General features: G+C 34.7%; 19 protein-coding genes. All 19 read left to right on the forward strand.

Annotated elements, in window-relative coordinates:
• Nucleotides 1–36 precede the first annotated feature (36 nt).
• The 19 genes from GV828_RS06275 (at nt 37) to GV828_RS06365 (ending at nt 18,186) form a co-directional block, all read left to right on the forward strand.
• A complete protein-coding gene (locus GV828_RS06275; protein WP_166536632.1) occupies nt 37–1,428 on the forward strand; it encodes a UDP-glucose 6-dehydrogenase in 1,392 nt (463 codons plus the stop codon).
• A 221-nt stretch (nt 1,429–1,649) separates the two neighbouring features.
• Complete coding sequence (gene rfbB / locus GV828_RS06280; protein WP_166536633.1) at nt 1,650–2,696, forward strand: dTDP-glucose 4,6-dehydratase; 1,047 nt, start codon at nt 1,650–1,652, stop codon at nt 2,694–2,696.
• Nucleotides 2,696–3,244 (forward strand): dTDP-4-dehydrorhamnose 3,5-epimerase, encoded by a 549-nt coding sequence (gene rfbC, locus GV828_RS06285; RefSeq protein WP_166536634.1) that lies wholly within the window; start codon nt 2,696–2,698, stop codon nt 3,242–3,244. Before rfbB ends, rfbC begins: the two co-directional genes overlap by 1 nt.
• On the forward strand, nt 3,241–4,107 hold the full coding sequence (gene rfbD / locus GV828_RS06290) for a dTDP-4-dehydrorhamnose reductase (protein ID WP_166536635.1): 867 nt from the start codon (nt 3,241–3,243) through the stop codon (nt 4,105–4,107). Before rfbC ends, rfbD begins: the two co-directional genes overlap by 4 nt.
• A gap of 6 nt (nt 4,108–4,113) precedes the next feature.
• The gene (rfbA, locus tag GV828_RS06295) at nt 4,114–4,995 is read left to right on the forward strand and encodes a glucose-1-phosphate thymidylyltransferase RfbA (protein ID WP_166536636.1); all 882 of its coding nucleotides are present in this window, start codon (nt 4,114–4,116) and stop codon (nt 4,993–4,995) included.
• Nucleotides 4,992–5,390, forward strand: coding sequence for a sugar 3,4-ketoisomerase (locus tag GV828_RS06300; RefSeq protein WP_317163812.1), 399 nt, complete (start codon nt 4,992–4,994; stop codon nt 5,388–5,390). The genes rfbA and GV828_RS06300 overlap by 4 nt, the downstream gene beginning before the upstream one ends.
• 1 nt (nt 5,391) lies before the next feature.
• Nucleotides 5,392–5,802 carry a sugar 3,4-ketoisomerase gene (locus GV828_RS06305; protein WP_166536637.1) on the forward strand — a complete coding sequence of 137 codons (411 nt, stop codon included), beginning with the start codon at nt 5,392–5,394 and terminating at the stop codon, nt 5,800–5,802.
• Nucleotides 5,799–6,743 (forward strand): GNAT family N-acetyltransferase, encoded by a 945-nt coding sequence (locus tag GV828_RS06310; RefSeq protein WP_166536638.1) that lies wholly within the window; start codon nt 5,799–5,801, stop codon nt 6,741–6,743. The genes GV828_RS06305 and GV828_RS06310 overlap by 4 nt, the downstream gene beginning before the upstream one ends.
• Nucleotides 6,740–7,819: a DegT/DnrJ/EryC1/StrS family aminotransferase gene (locus GV828_RS06315; RefSeq protein ID WP_166536639.1), complete on the forward strand. Its 1,080-nt coding sequence runs from the start codon at nt 6,740–6,742 to the stop codon at nt 7,817–7,819. Before GV828_RS06310 ends, GV828_RS06315 begins: the two co-directional genes overlap by 4 nt.
• A gap of 29 nt (nt 7,820–7,848) precedes the next feature.
• Nucleotides 7,849–8,817, forward strand: a complete 969-nt coding sequence (locus GV828_RS06320; RefSeq protein ID WP_166536640.1) for an SDR family oxidoreductase — start codon at nt 7,849–7,851, stop codon at nt 8,815–8,817.
• A gap of 34 nt (nt 8,818–8,851) precedes the next feature.
• Nucleotides 8,852–10,138 (forward strand): nucleotide sugar dehydrogenase, encoded by a 1,287-nt coding sequence (locus tag GV828_RS06325; RefSeq protein WP_166536641.1) that lies wholly within the window; start codon nt 8,852–8,854, stop codon nt 10,136–10,138.
• 21 nt (nt 10,139–10,159) lie between these two features.
• The gene (locus tag GV828_RS06330) at nt 10,160–11,635 is read left to right on the forward strand and encodes an oligosaccharide flippase family protein (RefSeq protein WP_166536642.1); all 1,476 of its coding nucleotides are present in this window, start codon (nt 10,160–10,162) and stop codon (nt 11,633–11,635) included.
• Nucleotides 11,617–12,183: an acyltransferase gene (locus GV828_RS06335; RefSeq protein WP_166536643.1), complete on the forward strand. Its 567-nt coding sequence runs from the start codon at nt 11,617–11,619 to the stop codon at nt 12,181–12,183. Before GV828_RS06330 ends, GV828_RS06335 begins: the two co-directional genes overlap by 19 nt.
• Complete coding sequence (locus GV828_RS06340) at nt 12,167–13,273, forward strand: polysaccharide pyruvyl transferase family protein (protein ID WP_166536644.1); 1,107 nt, start codon at nt 12,167–12,169, stop codon at nt 13,271–13,273. Before GV828_RS06335 ends, GV828_RS06340 begins: the two co-directional genes overlap by 17 nt.
• Nucleotides 13,270–14,124: a glycosyltransferase family 2 protein gene (locus GV828_RS06345; protein WP_166536645.1), complete on the forward strand. Its 855-nt coding sequence runs from the start codon at nt 13,270–13,272 to the stop codon at nt 14,122–14,124. Before GV828_RS06340 ends, GV828_RS06345 begins: the two co-directional genes overlap by 4 nt.
• Nucleotides 14,125–14,162: 38 nt before the next feature.
• A complete protein-coding gene (locus GV828_RS06350) occupies nt 14,163–15,221 on the forward strand; it encodes a glycosyltransferase family 4 protein (protein ID WP_166536646.1) in 1,059 nt (352 codons plus the stop codon).
• A gap of 148 nt (nt 15,222–15,369) precedes the next feature.
• Complete coding sequence (locus GV828_RS06355) at nt 15,370–16,365, forward strand: hypothetical protein (protein WP_166536647.1); 996 nt, start codon at nt 15,370–15,372, stop codon at nt 16,363–16,365.
• Between the two features lie 67 nt (nt 16,366–16,432).
• Nucleotides 16,433–17,581, forward strand: coding sequence for a glycosyltransferase family 4 protein (locus GV828_RS06360; protein ID WP_166536648.1), 1,149 nt, complete (start codon nt 16,433–16,435; stop codon nt 17,579–17,581).
• Nucleotides 17,581–18,186 (forward strand): sugar transferase, encoded by a 606-nt coding sequence (locus GV828_RS06365; protein WP_166536649.1) that lies wholly within the window; start codon nt 17,581–17,583, stop codon nt 18,184–18,186. The genes GV828_RS06360 and GV828_RS06365 overlap by 1 nt, the downstream gene beginning before the upstream one ends.

Raw genomic sequence — 18,186 nt, forward strand, 5'->3', positions numbered from 1 at the left:
GGCATGATTAATTAAATTACAAAATTTAGTAGTAGAATGAAAATAAAAAAAATATGCTGCATTGGAGCCGGATACGTTGGAGGACCAACTATGGCTGTTATTGCGCAAAAATGTCCCGAAATTCAAGTAACCGTTGTAGATCTTAACGAGGCAAGAATTGCCGCTTGGAACCACCCCGATGTAAATCAAATTCCTATCTACGAGCCAGGATTAGCAGAAGTCGTAGCCGAAGCCAGAGGCAGAAATTTATTTTTTTCTACCGAAGTTGAAAAAGCCATTGCCGAAGCCGAAATGATTTTTATTTCAGTAAACACGCCAACAAAAACCTATGGTTCGGGAAAAGGTATGGCGGCAGATTTAAAATACATAGAACTTTGTGCGCGACAAATTGCCAAGGTATCCACTTCGGATAAAATTGTTGTCGAAAAATCTACTCTTCCGGTGAGAACTGCCGAAGCGGTTAAAAATATTTTGGAAAATACCGGAAATGGTGTTCGTTTTCAAATTCTTTCCAACCCAGAGTTTTTAGCTGAAGGAACCGCAGTTCAAGATTTATTAAACCCGGACAGAATTTTAATTGGCGGAGATCCTTCGCCGGAAGGTCAGGAAGCCGTCGAAAAATTAATTGAAGTGTACGCCAATTGGGTGGATCGAAATAAAATTCTAACCACAAATTTATGGTCGTCAGAATTGTCAAAACTTACAGCAAATGCTTATTTAGCACAAAGAGTTTCCTCGATCAATGCATTGTCTGAACTTTGCGAAAAAACCGGTGCAAACGTTAATGAAGTGGCAAAAGCAATTGGAATGGACAGCCGAATAGGATCGAAATTTTTAAAAGCCTCTGTCGGTTTTGGAGGATCTTGTTTTCAAAAAGATATTTTGAATCTGGTTTACATTGCAAAATCTTATGGATTAACTGAAGTAGCCGATTATTGGGAACAGGTGATCATCATGAACGACCATCAAAAGCGTCGATTTGCACAAAAAATAGTTTCTACCTTATATAATACCGTTTCCGGAAAAAAAATAGCATTTTTAGGTTGGGCTTTTAAAAAAGATACAAATGATACCCGTGAATCCGCAGCAATATACGTAGCAGACGAATTAATTAACGAGCAAGCCCAACTTGCTGTTTATGACCCCAAAGTAGAAGCACATCAAATTTATAATGACTTAAATTATTTAGGAAACAGAACCGTTGATGAAAATAAAAGCAGCGTTTCCGTTACAAAAAATCCTTACGAAGCTATGGGAAATTCTCACGCTGTAGCCGTGCTAACCGAATGGGACGAATTTCGGGATTATGACTGGCAAAAAATTTATGACAAGATGTTAAAACCTGCTTTTATATTTGATGGACGAAACATTCTAAATGCCGAAAAATTAAAAGAAATAGGATTTATATACCACGGAATTGGGTCATAAGTTGATTAATAAATTTCAAAAAAAATATGTGTAGTAAGAAAAATAGGGAGGCTTTTACCAACGAACAATCGATTGAAGGAAACATTTTTGATGTCAATAAAGCCTCACAGATTTTACTATAAGTTTACACAATAAATCAAAAAATGTTTTTAATTTAGTAACATATACCGCAAGAAAACCATTAATTTTGCCAACCATTCAAAAAATTTAATTTTGTTTCGATGAAAAATATTTTAATTACCGGAGGTGCCGGATTTATCGGTTCTCACGTAGTGAGAAGATTTGTAAACCAGTATCCAGATTATCACATTTTTAATTTAGATGCCCTAACTTATGCTGGAAACCTCGAAAATATTTCGGATATCGAACAAGCTCCTAACTATACTTTTTTAAAGGGAGATATTACTGATGCCGCTTTTATCGATTCATTATTCGAAAAATATCAATTTGATGGCGTTTTACATTTAGCAGCAGAATCTCACGTGGATCGCTCAATTACAGATCCTTTGGCTTTTGTGAAAACAAATGTTTTCGGAACAATGAACTTATTAAATGCCGCCAAAAACACCTGGAAAGAGAATTTTGAGGGCAAAAGATTTTACCATATTAGTACTGATGAAGTGTATGGAAGCTTAGGTCAAACCGGTCTTTTTACCGAAACAACACCTTACGACCCGAACTCTCCTTATTCTGCATCTAAAGCGAGTTCGGATCATTTTGTAAGAGCATACGGAGAAACATACGGTTTACCTTATGTATTGACCAATTGCTCTAACAATTACGGTCCTAACCATTTCCCGGAAAAATTAATTCCGCTTTTTATCAATAATATCATCAACAATAAGCCTTTACCAGTTTACGGCGACGGAAATTATACTAGAGATTGGCTTTTTGTAGAGGATCATGCTGTGGCAATTGACTTGGTTTTTCACAAAGGAAAAAATCACGAAACTTATAACATTGGAGGTTTCAACGAATGGAAAAATATTGATTTAGTGAAGCTGCTTTGTCAACAAATGGATCAAAAATTAAACAGAGAAAAAGGAACTTCCGAACAATTAATTACTTACGTAAAAGACCGTCCGGGTCATGATTTGCGCTATGCAATTGATGCTACAAAAATTAACCGCGAACTGGGTTGGAAACCATCCGTTACTTTTGAGCAAGGTTTAGAAAAAACCATCGATTGGTTTTTGAATAACCAAGAGTGGTTAAACAATGTAACCAGTGGAGAATACGCCAATTATTATACAAAACAATACAATTAATGTTAGTTGAACAAACCACAATCGAAGGATTAAAAATTATTACGCCAAAGATTTTTGGGGACGACAGAGGTTATTTTTTCGAAGCCTACAATCAAAATGCTTATACTAAAAATGGGATTGACTTAGTTTTTATTCAAGATAATCAAAGTTCCTCCAAAAAAAATGTCATCAGAGGTTTACATTTGCAATTACCACCATTTGCTCAAAGTAAATTGGTGAGAGTTTTACAGGGCGAAATTTTGGATGTTGCCGTAGATGTTCGACCGGAATCACCCACTTTTGGACAGCATTTTAGCATTGTACTTTCTGAGGAAAACCATAAACAATTGTTGATTCCCAAAGGTTTTGCACACGGATTTTCCGTCTTAAGCGAAGAAGCAGTTGTAGCCTATAAAATTGATGAAGTTTACGATAAAGACAGCGAAAGAAGCATTAAATTTGACGATCCGGCATTAGCAATTGATTGGAAAGTAAATTCAAGAGACGCTATCGTTTCTGAAAAAGACCAAATCGCTGGAACCTTAGCGGATTTAAAACCATTTTTATGAAAAAAATTCTCGTAACTGGAGCAAACGGTCAGCTGGGAAGTGAAATTAACGCAATTTCTCGCAACCTATCCGGCTACGAATTCGTTTTTGCCACCCGTGAAAATTTTTCCTTAGAAGATTCTTTCTATATTTCGGAATATTTAGAACATTTACAACCAGATATAATTATAAATTGTGCCGCATACACGGCCGTTGACAAAGCAGAAACTGACAAAGCCGCAGCAGAAGCCGTCAACCACACAGCTGTAGAAGCGATGGCAAAATATTGTTTTAAAAAAAATTCAAATTTATTGCATATTTCTACCGATTACGTTTTTAACGGAAATTCGGCAAAAGCATTAGACGAAAACGCAGCAGTTGCACCAATCAATTTTTATGGCGAAAGTAAATTGCGTGGGGAAGAAGCTGCAATGAGGGAAAATCCTACCAGCATTATCATCAGAACCGCTTGGGTTTATTCGGAATTTGGGAATAATTTTGTAAAAACGATGATGAAGCTCATGAACGAGCGAGATAGCTTAAACATTGTGAATGATCAAATAGGAAGTCCAACATATGCAGGCGATTTGGCGAAAGCCATTTTAAAAATAATCGATTCGGGCGTTTGGCATCCAGGAATGTATCATTATTCGAACAAAGGTGAAATTTCCTGGTATGATTTTGCAAAAGATATTAAAGAACTGGCAAATTTAAACTGTGAACTTACTGGAATCCCAACAACGGCATACCCAACTCCGGCAAAAAGACCAGCATTTTCGCTACTAAATACTAAAAAAATTAGTGAAACCTATCAAGTAGAAATTCCTTTTTATAAAGATAGTTTACAAAAAGTGATTCAAAAATTACAATCCAATAAAAATTAAAAATACATGAAAGGCATCATATTAGCAGGAGGTTCAGGAACAAGATTGTACCCGTTAACCCGTTCGATTTCAAAACAGTTAATGGCAATTTACGACAAGCCAATGATTTATTATCCGCTTTCGGTATTGATGCTTTCGGGAATTAATGAAATTTTGATCATTTCTACACCTCATGACTTGCCTAATTTCAAAAACCTTTTAGGCGATGGCTCTGATTTTGGAATCAAACTTGAATATTCCGAACAACCTAGCCCTGATGGTTTGGCACAAGCGTTCATTATAGGGGAGAAATTTATTGGGAATGACGATGTTTGCCTCATTTTAGGCGACAATATATTTTATGGTCACGGTTTAACCGAATTGCTGAAAACCGCAGTTCAAAATGTAACGGTTGCCAAAAAAGCAACTGTTTTTGGGTACTACGTTCAAGACCCGGAACGTTATGGCGTGGCAGAGTTTGACAAGCAAGGAAATGTAATTTCAATTGAAGAAAAACCGGCAGCCCCTAAAAGTAATTATGCCGTTGTCGGACTTTATTTTTATCCAAATTCTGTGGTTAAAATTGCCAAAGGAATCAAGCCAAGTGCGAGAGGTGAACTAGAAATTACCACAGTAAACCAAGAATATTTGGCGGAGAAAAATCTAAAAGTAGAACTCATGGGACGTGGTTACGCTTGGCTTGATACCGGAACCCACGAGTCTTTATTGGAAGCTTCTAATTTTATTCAAACCATTGAAAAAAGACAAGGGTTAAAAGTAGCTTGTTTAGAAGAAATTGCTTACGAAATGGGGTATATTTCTAAAGAAAAATTAATTGAGCTAGCAACACCACTTCAAAAAAACGAATACGGACAATATTTGTTGAGATTAGCAAACCGAAAAAAGTGATTTCACAAAAAGCACATATCATCCAGTTGCCACAAATTCCCGATGAACGAGGGAATTTGTCGTTTTTTGAATTTCCTAATCAAATTCCGTTTGAAATAAAAAGAACTTACTGGATTTATGATATTCCGGGAGGCGAAAATAACGGGCACGCTTTTCGAAATCAAACCGAACTAATTGTGGCGCTTTCGGGTAGTTTTGAGATTCTAACCCATGATGGAAAAGTTGAAGAAAAATTTACTTTAAATCGGGCAAACAAAGGTGTTTTAGTTCCCAAAATGCATTGGCGACAAATACACAATATTTCGACAAATGCTGTGGTTTTAGTAGTTAGTGATGCTGCTTTCGATGAAAATGATTATATTCGAGACTTTGACGATTTTTTAAAACAAATATAAAATGCAAACTATTGACGATTGCCACAAAATCTCCTTACCAACTGTCTTGAGTAGCGAAGGAAAGCTGGTGGCTTTGGAAAACAATTTGCAGCTACCATTCACTGTTCGTCGTGTTTATTATTTATACGACATTCCCTTTGGAAGTCAACGCGGTGGACATGCACACAAAAAGTTAGCGCAATATCTCATTGCCGTTAGCGGGTCTTTCACCGTAACTTTAGACGACGGAACTAATAAAAAAGAAATTTTTTTAAACAATCCTTCCGAAGCACTGTTTTTGCAACCGGGAGTTTGGCGTGAAATTCATAATTTTTCTAGCGGTAGCATTTGTTTGGTTTTGGCTTCCGCCGAATTTACAGAAGATGACTACATTCGGGATTATCATTCATTTCAAAAATTTCGGACACTATGATTTCGGTAAAAAAATACCAACCAGAATATGCAGATGGCTGGAATAATTTTGTTGAAAACAGCAAAAACGGCATTTTTTTATTTCACCGAAAATACATGGAATACCATCAACATCGTTTTGAAGATGCTTCATTAATTTTCTATAAAAAAAATAAAGTAGTGGCTGTTTTTCCTGCCAATGTTATGGGAAACGTTGTTTATTCTCACCAAGGACTTACTTTTGGAGGATTAATTTTGGCAAAAAAAATAACAACGCCAGAAGTTTTTGAAGTTTATAATTTGCTCAAAAAGCAGTACCAATCCTTAAGTTTTGAAAAGATAATTTATAAAAAAATTCCCACTATTTTTTCGGAAATAGCTTCAGAGGAAGATCTTTATGCCATGTTTTTGGACGATGCAGTACTTTTTCGCAGAGATTTATCTTCTGTAATCAATCTGCAAAACGCAATAAATTTTTCTGAAACTAAAAAACAAAATGTACGAAAAGGCAAGGCAAAAAAATTACAGGTTCGGGAAATTTTTGAAGCAAATCTGTTTTGGGAACTTTTAGAAAAAACTTTACAAAAATTTGACGTAAAGCCGGTTCATACATTACAAGAAATCGATTACCTTCGAAGTTCATTTCCTGAAAATATTAAATTTTTTGGGGTTTACGATTCTGAAAAATTATTAGCGGGAACTGTGATTTACCAATTTAAAAATGTGGTGCACACACAATATATGGCAAGTAGCGTTGAAGGTAAAAAAATAGGGGCTTTAGACTACTTGATTTTCGAATTGCTCAAAAAATATGCTGATTCGGAAAAATATTTTAGCTTTGGTATTTCCACCGAAAACAATGGTAGAGATTTAAACGAAGGCTTGCTATTGCAAAAAGAAATGTTCGGTGCAAGGGCTTTAGTTTTAGATCATTATGAAATAAATTTAATTTCAAAAAGATGATTAAGTTTCTTGATTTACAACAAAAAAACCTCGTTCACCAAGAAGAGATTGAGCAAAAGCTATTAGAGGTGTTTCGCAGTGGTCATTATTTGCTTGGAAATGAAACAGCGGCTTTCGAGAAAAATCTTTCACAATATATTGGAGCACCTTATTGTATAAGTTGTGGTAACGGATACGATGCGTTGAGGTTAATTTTTAGGGCCTACATAGAGTTAGGGTTCATGAAACCTGGCGACGAGATAATTGTTCCAGCTCATACGTTTATAGCATCTATTTTAGCCATTACCGAAAATGGTTTGGTTCCCGTTTTTGTGGAGCCTGATTTAGAAACTTATAATATCGATATCAATTTAATCGAAAGCCATATAACCGAAAAAACAAAAGGCATTATGTTAGTTCATCTCTATGGTCGCGCGGTTTTTTCGGAAAAAATCACACAATTAAAACAAAAGTATTCCCTTAAAATCATTGAAGATAATGCACAAGCGATTGGGGCAATTATTCAAGATAAAAAGTCAGGTAACTTGGGAGATGCTTCCGGATTTAGTTTTTATCCGGGGAAAAATTTAGGCGCTTTGGGTGATGCTGGAGCCGTTTGTTGTCAAGATGAAGAACTTGCTACAACCATCAGGGCAATTGCCAATTACGGTTCTCAAAAAAAATATGTTAACCAATACAAAGGATTAAACAGTAGGATTGATGAATTTCAAGCTGCGATATTGAATATAAAGTTGCAATATTTGGACGCTGAAAACGAAGCTCGCAGAAAAATTGCTGAACAATATTGTAGGCAAATTCAAAATCCTGACGTATTTTTGCCGTCCCTACCGCAAAACCGCGAAGAACACGTGTGGCATTTGTTTGTAGTTAGAAGCAAAAACCGCGAATACCTTCAGCGTATTTTACGGGAAAATGGAGTAGAAACGCTTATCCATTATCCTATTCCTCCCCACAAACAAGAAGCGTACAAAGAATACCATGCTGTTCATTTGCCTATTACGGAAATGTTAGCAGATGAGGTGCTAAGTTTGCCTATTGTCTCGAAAGGTTTTGTAAGTTTAAGTAAAGTAATTTGACCGCTAGAAGTCAATAACTAATAAAAAATATGTTGAAAATATTAATAACAGGAGGAGCAGGTTTTATAGGCTCTAATTTATGCGAACATTTTTTGGGTAAAGGGTATCAAGTAGTATGCTTGGATAACTTTGCAACTGGTCATCGACATAATATTGAACCTTTCTTTGCGAATCCAAATTTTAAATTGATTGAAGGCGATATTAGAAATTTAGATACGTGTCATGAAGCTACAAAAAATGTAGATTACGTTTTGCATCAGGCCGCATTAGGTTCGGTTCCTCGATCTATCAATGATCCCATTACAAGTAATGACGTAAATGTTTCTGGTTTTTTAAACATGTTAGTCGCCTCAAGAGATGCTCATGTAAAGCGGTTTATTTATGCAGCAAGTTCCTCTACCTATGGAGATTCTGAAGCGTTGCCAAAAGTAGAAGATATCATTGGAAAACCATTATCGCCATACGCCATAACAAAATATGTCAATGAGTTATATGCCGATATTTTTAGTAAAACTTATGGGCTTGAAACCATTGGACTTCGATATTTTAATGTCTTCGGACGGCGTCAAGATCCAAACGGAGCTTATGCAGCTGTAATTCCGTTGTTTGTAAAACAATTTATGAATTATGAAAGTCCGGTAATTAACGGAACAGGAGATTTTTCGCGCGATTTTACTTATGTAGATAACGTGGTACAAATGAATGAGCTTGCCATGACGACTGATAATCCTTTGGCTATCAACACGGTATATAATACGGCGGTTGGAGATCGAACTACGTTAAACGAATTGGTTAACTATTTAAAAGAATTTTTAAGCGAAAAGGATCAAGCCATCGCTCAAGTCGAAATACAATATGGTCCAAATAGGAAAGGTGATATTCCACATTCATTGGCTAGTATTGATAAGGCCAATAAATTGTTAGGATACAAACCCACTCATGTAATAAAAGCCGGTTTAAAAGAAGCTGTCGATTGGTATTGGGAAAATTTAAAATAATAACAACACTATATTTAAAATCAAAATACATTTAATGAGCTTACCAAAAATTGCAGTTATAGGTTTAGGATATGTTGGATTGCCTTTGGCGAGATTATTTGCTACAAAATATCCGGTAGTGGGATTTGATATTAATCAATCCCGTATAGACAGTTTAAATTCCGGGACTGATAACACGCTGGAAGTGGAAGATGAAGTTTTACAAGAAGTACTCGTAAAAACGCTCAACGAAACTACTCATGGATTGTTATGTTCATCATCGTTGGCGGATATTGCGGACTGTAATTATTATATTGTTACTGTACCAACTCCAGTTGATAAAAACAACCGTCCGGATTTAACGCCACTTTACAAAGCCAGCGAAACAGTTGGAAAAGTTCTTAAAAAAGGTGATATCGTTATCTACGAATCAACCGTTTATCCTGGAGCGACAGAAGATGACTGCATTCCGGTAGTAGAAAAAACTTCGGGCTTACAATTCAATGTCGATTTTTTTGCAGGATATTCTCCTGAAAGAATTAATCCTGGCGATAAAGAACATACAGTCGAGAAAATATTGAAAGTAACTTCAGGTTCCACACCAGAAGTAGGCGAAAAAGTAAATGATTTGTACAAATCAGTTATCACAGCGGGAACGCATTTAGCACCAACCATAAAAGTAGCCGAAGCAGCCAAAGTGATTGAAAATTCGCAAAGAGACATCAACATTGCATTTGTCAATGAATTGGCTAAAATTTTCAATTTGATGGACATTGATACCCATGCCGTTTTAGAAGCAGCGGGAACCAAATGGAATTTTTTACCCTTTAAACCAGGATTGGTAGGAGGTCATTGCATTGGGGTAGATCCTTATTATTTGGCACAAAAAGCGCAGGAACACGGTTACCATCCCGAAATTATTTTGGCGGGAAGACGCTTAAACGATTCTATGGGAGAATATGTCGCTTCGCAAGTAGTGAAATGCATGATTAAAAAAGGAATTAAAGTAAATGGTGCAGAAATCCTGATGCTAGGGGTTACTTTCAAAGAAAATTGTCCGGACGTTAGAAATACTAAAATTGTAGATGTGATTAAAGCTTTGAAAGAATATTCTGTAAATGTTACGATTTTCGATCCATGGGCAAATCCACAAGAACTGTTACACGAATATAACTTAGAATCTCATTCCACGCTAATTGATGGGAAAAAATTTGACGCTGTAGTTTTAGGAGTCGCACACAATGAATTTAAAACATTAAATTTCGATACACTCAAAAAAGACAATGCAATTGTATATGATGTAAAAGGCGTTTTAGAAGTAGAGGTCAACGGAAAGTTGTAATAGTTAGCCAAAAAAACATACATGAAAATACCGTCAATATTTCGTAGAATTAATCAATCCAGTTTTATAAAAAAACTCTTATATGGTTCCTTATGGATGACATTAGGAACCCTTGTTTCCAGAGGATTGTTAATGTTAGCCTCTATTATATTGGCTCGTATTTTAACAGTTTCTGAATATGGCGAATTTGGAATGATTAAATCCACAATTGATAACTTCTTAATTTTTGCTTCTTTAGGAATTGGGCTTACTACTACTAAATATGTATCTGAACGTAAAGATCATGACAAAGCGGGTACTTCATCAATTTTAGGAGCGTCTATTTCTTTAGTTTTATTGTTAAGTACGGTAGTCTCAATTTTAATTGCACTTTTTTCGGGTTTTATTGTAGAAAATATTTTAAACAACGAAAGCCTTCAACTGCCCTTAATTATGGGGAGTTTTACGTTAATGTTTGTAGCGTTAAACGGTACCCAAATGGGAGCTCTTTTAGGATTTCAAGCTTATAGAAAAAATTCCTTTTCTAATATACTGCAAGGTATTTTTCTTTTTTCGGGATTAACGATAGGAGGCTATTTCGGTGGTGTTACAGGTGCTTTCTTGGGAAATTTAATCGCAATATTTTTAGTTTCGGTAGTATTGCAAAAATTACTTAGAGACGAAGGTAAACTTCACAACGTAAGTATCAATTTACACAATTGGCGTGACAATGTAAAAACCATCTACAAGTTTGCCATTCCTGCTTCACTCAGCACAATAATTGTAGCTCCTACGATTTGGTTTTTAAATACTTTACTTGTAAACCAACCCAACGGCTATAAACAATTAGGACTGTACAGTGCCGTAATTATTTTTTCCACTGCTATTCAAATGTTTAACGGATCAATAAGTAACGTACTCTTGCCAATTTTTCTGTCAAAATCAGAAGAAAAAACACCTAAAAAAGAGTTTTTTAACTATTTTGGAGGATGGATTATTTCAATACTCTTAGCATTTCCTATCTTATCTTTTCCCGAAATTGTTGCCGCCATACTTGGTGATAAATATGTAGATACCGAAATTGTGCCCATTCTCGGAATGTCTGTAATTTCAACTTTGGTAATTGCCAATCGAGGAGGTGTCAGCAGAGATTTGATTATAAAAAATAAAATGTGGCTTAGCGTTTTCAGTATGGGACAATGGGCATTGACTAACTTAGTTGTCTTTTATTTTCTAAAATCTTATGGCGCTTGGGGTTTTGCATTGTCGTATATGATTTCATACCTCATTAACTATGTACTATTTGTACCCTTTTTTATTTCAAAAAATATTGTGCCTAAAATAGTTTTTTACAGCAAATGGAACTTCGCTATCTGGATTTTACTTTTTTCGTTAGCTTTTGTTTGCACTTATTATTATGAAGCCATCATTATAAGATTATTTTCAGTAATAGCTATTTTTGGGTTGTTGTCCTATTCTATTTTTAAATATTATAAAGAATGTTTGATAAAATTGTAAAATTATATTGGAAATTAACTTCAAGAAAAGTGATGAAACGACTTGGAGCAAGAGGAACTAATACTGTTATATCTTATCCGATAGATGTGACAAAACCTGAAAATTTATTTATCGGAAAAAATGCTTACATCGGTCCTCATTCATGGATTTCAACATATGGAAAAGTTGAAATTAAAGATGGGGCATTAGTTGGACCCAGAGTAAAGATTTATACAGGTAATCATAATTATGATAGCGACACTATTATTCCGTATGACGAATTAACAATCGCTAAAAAAGTGGTAATTGGAGAAAATGTATGGATTGGTGGCGACGTAACCATTTTACCTGGCGTGACGATTAGTGAAGGCGCCATAATTGCAGCGTCAACAGTCGTTACTAAGGATGTTCCAAAAGGTGCGATTATTGGCGGTAATCCGGGAAAATTAATAAAATATAGAGACCTAGACAAATATGATAGATTGAAAGCTGAAGGTAAATTTTATATGAACGAAAAATCTAAAGGAAACATAAAACCCATTGTAAAACAGTATGAAAGCGATATTTAACGGTTATTACGGTGTAAAAAATTCTGGAGATGATGCTTTTGTAGAAGTGTCTGCTTGGGGAGCTCAAAAATATTGGGAATCCACAGAGCAATTCTTTTTTGCGAAAGACCTTCCCAAAACCATTACCCCAACCACCTTTTATCCACCGCATAAAAATCATTTTAATTTCGCCAAAGCCGTAAAAGATGTTTTTCTTAGCGACGTTTTTGCATCGGCAGGAGGATCAACCTTTCATTCTGCCTTAAAAAAAACCGACCTCCGTACTTATGCCAAATTGAAAAAAAAACTAGGATTTAGCGGAAAAACCGGAGCCATAGGCATTTCATTAGGACCTTTCCGAAATACTGAAGCCGAAAAAAATACCATTGCTTACCTAAAAACGCTCGATTTTTTGGCACTACGAGACGAATATTCTTTTAAGTTAGCCCAAAGTTATAACTTACCATATCAGCCTGTAAAAGCATTTGATTTAGCAGCACTAATGCCGGAAATATACCAGTTTAATAAATCAAGCATCACTACAAAACCACAAAAAATTGTAGGGATAAGCATTTGTAATTATGAAAGTTATACCGGAGGTAATCTCGCCAAAGAAGCGAATAGAAATCAATTTATAGAATCGTTGATTGGCAAATTAAAAATCCATAAAAATATACTTTTTAGGTTTTTTATCTTTAACGGAAATGACATTATGGGTGACGAAAAGCTAACCTTCGAAATAATAAATCGCCTCAATATAACTAACGATTTAAACTTTGAAGTGATACCGTATTTGCCCAAAGTACAAGATATGTTCTTGAAAATTGCCGAATGTGATGCCGTTGTTTCCACCAGGCTTCATGCCAGTATCTTTGCCTGTTATAGCAATACGCCATTCTTTTTACTTGAATATCATAGAAAATGCACCGATTTTTTAAATGATGTAGGGCAAGCAAAACAATATCTTTTGGGAGATGGAGAAATCGCGCCGCAGGAAATTGCCAAAGAAATAGAAAATATTGTTTTTGATCAAAACATTCAGCAACCGCTTTATATAGCCGAAACTATTGAAAGAGCACGTTTAAATTTTACACAAACTTATACGTTATGATTTCTGTAGTAATTCCGTTGTACAACAAAGAGAAAAGCATTACAGATACTATTAATTCTGTACTGGCGCAAACCTTTACAAACTTTGAATTAATTATTGTAAATGACGGGTCTAAAGACAATAGTCTGGAAGTGGTACAAAGGTTTTCTGATGATAGAATTGTTGTGGTCGATAAACCCAATGGAGGCGTTTCGTCTGCAAGAAATCAAGGGATTTTAAATGCTAAAAATGAATACATTGCTTTTTTAGACGGCGATGACATTTGGCATCACAAGCATCTAGAGGTTTTAGCTGCCGGACTTTTGGAACATGATGCTCCAGATGTAGCAGGAATAGGAACCAGCTTTTATAAATCAAACTCAAAATTATTTGAAGCCGAGAAATTTCAGCTCCAAAAAGTCATAGTTGTAGAAGATTATTGTGCGTTTATGACAAGCCCCTATCCAAGGTTTAATTCCTCAACGCTTTTGGTTAAAAAATCCAAAGTGATGGAAACCGGTTTATTTGATGAGCAACTTAAATATGGCGAAGATGTAAAATTTTGGTACAATTTGTTTACCAACTTTAAATTGCTTTATACCCCAACAGTTACAGCCATTTATTTCATTGCCGCAGAAAATCGAAGTGTTCATTATGTCATGCCGTTAGAAAAACGGTTTCATAAATTTGACTATACCGGAAAATCTAAAAGCGAAAAACGTTATTTAGATAAACTAGTTGCCTTAATCCTAATAGATTATTTTAATCAACGAGCATTTAAGCAGGTTTTCACGATACTAAAAATGTATTCGCACCGGATTTTTGGCGTATTCAATTACGTTAGTAAGTTAATTGTTAAAAAAATTAGTTAAACATTCTATTTCATCCGTTAATCATTTTACCGAAAAAAATGCCTAAAGTAATATACTTTACGAAATATACTAAACTTGGAGCAAGCAGCAGACTTCGAAGTATTCAGTTTTTTCCGTTTTTGGAAGAACAAGGTTTTCGTATAACACATCAAGCCCTTTTTGGTAACCAATATTTATCCTATTTGTATAAAAAAAGTAAACTAAAACTTCTTTATCTATTTTTGGGATATGTAAAAAGGTTTTTAAGTCTTCTTTTTATTTTTAGGTATGATTTTATAGTAATCGAAAAAGAATTATTTCCGTATTTTCCTGCTTGGATTGAAATTGCCTTAAACCGCTTGGGCAAAAAATATTATGTAGATTATGACGATGCTATTTTTCATAAATACGATTTGTCCCGCAATCCATTTATCAAAAAATTCCTTCATGATAAAATTGATATCGTGATGAAAAACAGCCAATGTGTTTTTGCAGGAAATAGTTACCTTGCCGAAAGAGCCCAAAAAGCAGGGGCGAAAAATATTAAACTTTTACCTACGGTAATAGATATTGGTAAGTATAAAAAAATTGATAATAAAAATAAAGCAAACTTTACCTTGGGTTGGATTGGGTCGCCCTCTACTTATAAATATGTAGAAAAACTACTTCCTACATTCTATCAACTTAAAGAAAGCTATCCTCATTTTTACGTCAATATTATTGGTGCAAAACCTTATCCGGACACTATAGATTTTATAAATTATATACCTTGGAGCGAAAATCAAGAAGTTTTAGAAATCAATAAATTTGATATCGGTGTGATGCCGCTGGAGCTTAGCCCATGGGAATTGGGTAAATGTTCGTACAAGTTAATTCAGTATATGGGTTGCAATGTTGCAGTGTTAGCCTCGCCAGTAGGCATGAATGTTGAGGTGGTACAAGATAATTACAATGGATTTTTGGTAGAAGACACTGCGTGGTTTGAATTTATAGAAAAATATATTTTAGATAAAAATCTAACCACTATTCATGGGGAAAATGGGCGGCAATTAGTGGATACAAAATTTAATATTCAAGTAAACTTAGATACAATTATTAAAGAATTTCAAAACCAATAAATTTAAGATATTGCAAAAAAATAAAATAATAACAATTTTATCCATTGCATTCCTTTTTAGGTTGGTGCTTTGGTATATACAGTATTTTGTAACCAATCTTCCGCAAGCCGGTAGAGATACCATTATGTTTGACAGTTGGGCTTATCGAATGATTAATGATAATTATGGGCATAGTTATCAGGAAATTTTTATGAACGGAGCATTGCTTAACGGTTATATAGGTTCTGTAATTTATTCCATCGTTGGACGTGAGCCTATGATATGGGGTTTTGTATATTTAATTTTGGGATTATGTACCATTTTTAATATACATAGAGCTGTTTACATTATTACCCAAAATTACAAATTTGCCAATAGAGCTGCTTGGGTTGCAGGATTATTTCCCAATATGGCAATTATGTCGGTCATCATTTTAAGGGAACAGCCTATTCATTTTTTTATTTCCTTGTCTTTGCTCTATTTTATAAAATATCTAAAAAATAAAAACGCTTTAAATTTTACCGTTTTTTTATTAACAGGAGCAGTAGCATCCATCTTTCATTCAGCTGTTTTTGCGCTATTTTTAGGAGCAATTTTGTATCTTACGATATTTGCGAAAAAGATTGGTGTTTTTTCCAAAGTTTTAGTAGTGAGTCTAGCGATTGGCGGGTTATTTTTTATTAACACTACTGGTATTGGTTTAAGTAAATTTGGCGGTTCGTTTGAAAGTGCTATAGAAATAGCTTCGGACGGAGGAGGAGCAATGAAAGAAGATGCCGGATCAAATTATCCAGATTGGCTGGTATTAAAAGGTTCAATTACTGACCTTGCGCTAATTCCTGTAAGGATTATAGCTTTTTTATTTGCACCCTTAATCCCATTTCTTGTTCGATCTGGTGGGCAAGCAATCGGATTGATAGATGCCTTGTTTTACCTTGTACTTTTTTTTAATATTTTTAAAAATAAATTAATTCATGAAAAATCTGATGCTGCGAAATTTTTATTTGTTACCATCTTTATCATGGCATTTGCATTTTCGTTTGGAGCCTCTAACTTTGGAACCAATATTCGACATAGAGCCAAATTACTTCCTATTATATTAATGATACCATTAATTACAGCAAAAGAGCGAAAGTCAATTGTAAAGTTTCAGCAACTTAAATAATTAAATTTACTAAGCCATCATTATAATTTTTAATGTTAGAAATCATAAAAAATAAAACCGAATCTCAATGAATAATCCAAAACTTATCCGTATCACCACCGTTCCTCAATCTTTGCGTGGACTATTAAAAGGACAGCTGGGATTTATATCGGAAAATGGTTTTGAAGTAATTGGGATATCCAGTCCATCAGAAATATTGGATGAGGTTTCACGAGATGAAGCCGTCACTACTATTCCGGTGGAAATGACCCGGACGATTTCGCCAATTAAAGACTTAAAAGCCTTGCTTGCACTGATAAAAATTTTTCGAAAAGAAAAACCAAATATTGTACATACCCATACGCCAAAAGCAGGATTATTAGGGATGATGGCTGCCAAAATATGTGGTGTGCCTCATCGATTACATACCGTTGCCGGAATGCCATTACTTGTGGCTACAGGAAACAAAAGAAAATTACTAAACTTTATAGAAAAGTTAACCTATAGTTGTGCTACAAAAATCTATCCCAATTCATATGGGTTAAAAAATATTATAATTGAACAAAAATTTACCAAAATTTCTAAAATTAAAGTTTTAGGCAACGGTAGCTCAAACGGAATTGATACCTCTGTATTTAATCCGGCGTTAAACGCTGATGAGCAAAAAGCCTTATTAAAAGAATCACTTGGAATTTCGGCACAAGATTTTGTGTTCATTTTTGTGGGGCGATTGGTAGGTGACAAGGGGCTAAATGAGTTGGTTGCTGCTTTCGAAAATCTCAACTCGGAACGAGCAAAATTAATTTTGGTGGGAAGTTATGAGCCTGAATTGGATCCACTAAGTTCTAATACTATGAATAGCATAAATAATAATCCAAATATTATTTCAGTTGGTTATCAAACCGATGTGAAACCCTATTTCGGTATCGCAGATGTTTTGACTTTTCCGAGTTATCGCGAAGGTTTTCCTAATGTAGTAATGCAAGCTGCAGCTATGCAACTAAATTGTATAGTGTCAGACATCAATGGTTGTAATGAAATCATTAAAGATGGCGAAAATGGGTGGATTGTTCCTGTGAAAAATTCCGAAAAATTACAAGATAAAATGAGCTGGTGCATCCAGAACAGAAGCACGTCAAAAAATATGGGGATTCAAAGCCGTGACCTTATGATTCAAAATTATGAGCGGGCCTTTATTTGGAATGAAATTTTAAAAGAATATAAAAACTTATCGTAGTGTACAAACAATTTTTTAAACGATTAATAGATTTCGTATTAGCCTTCATCGGACTCATAATTTTAAGTCCAATATTTCTTTTGGTAACGGTTGCACTTTATTTTGCTAATCAAGGAAAACCTTTCTTCCTGCAAGAAAGACCTGGTTTAAACGAAAAAATATTTAAAATAATTAAGTTTAAAACCATGAATGATAAAAAAAATGACCAAGGAAATCTTTTACCCGATTCAGACCGTATGACCAAAACGGGATCATTTATCCGAAAATCATCATTAGACGAAATTCCACAATTAATAAATGTTCTTAAAGGAGATATGTCACTAATTGGCCCGAGACCCTTGAGAACTTATTACCTCCCAATTTATAATCAAGAACAAAAAAAACGGCATAACGTACGTCCCGGAATTACTGGTTGGGCACAAGTCAATGGGCGAAATGCCATTTCTTGGACAAAAAAATTTGAATATGACGTTTGGTACGTTCACAATATATCTTTTTTATTAGACCTTAAAATTATTTTTAAAACTGTAAAAAAAGTTTTAATAAGAGAAGGTATTTCTCAAGAAGGCAAAGCTACAACCGAGAGATTTAATGGAAATAATTAG

The sequence above is a fragment of the Flavobacterium ichthyis genome (genome assembly GCF_009915155.1).
Lineage (GTDB): Bacteria > Bacteroidota > Bacteroidia > Flavobacteriales > Flavobacteriaceae > Flavobacterium > Flavobacterium ichthyis.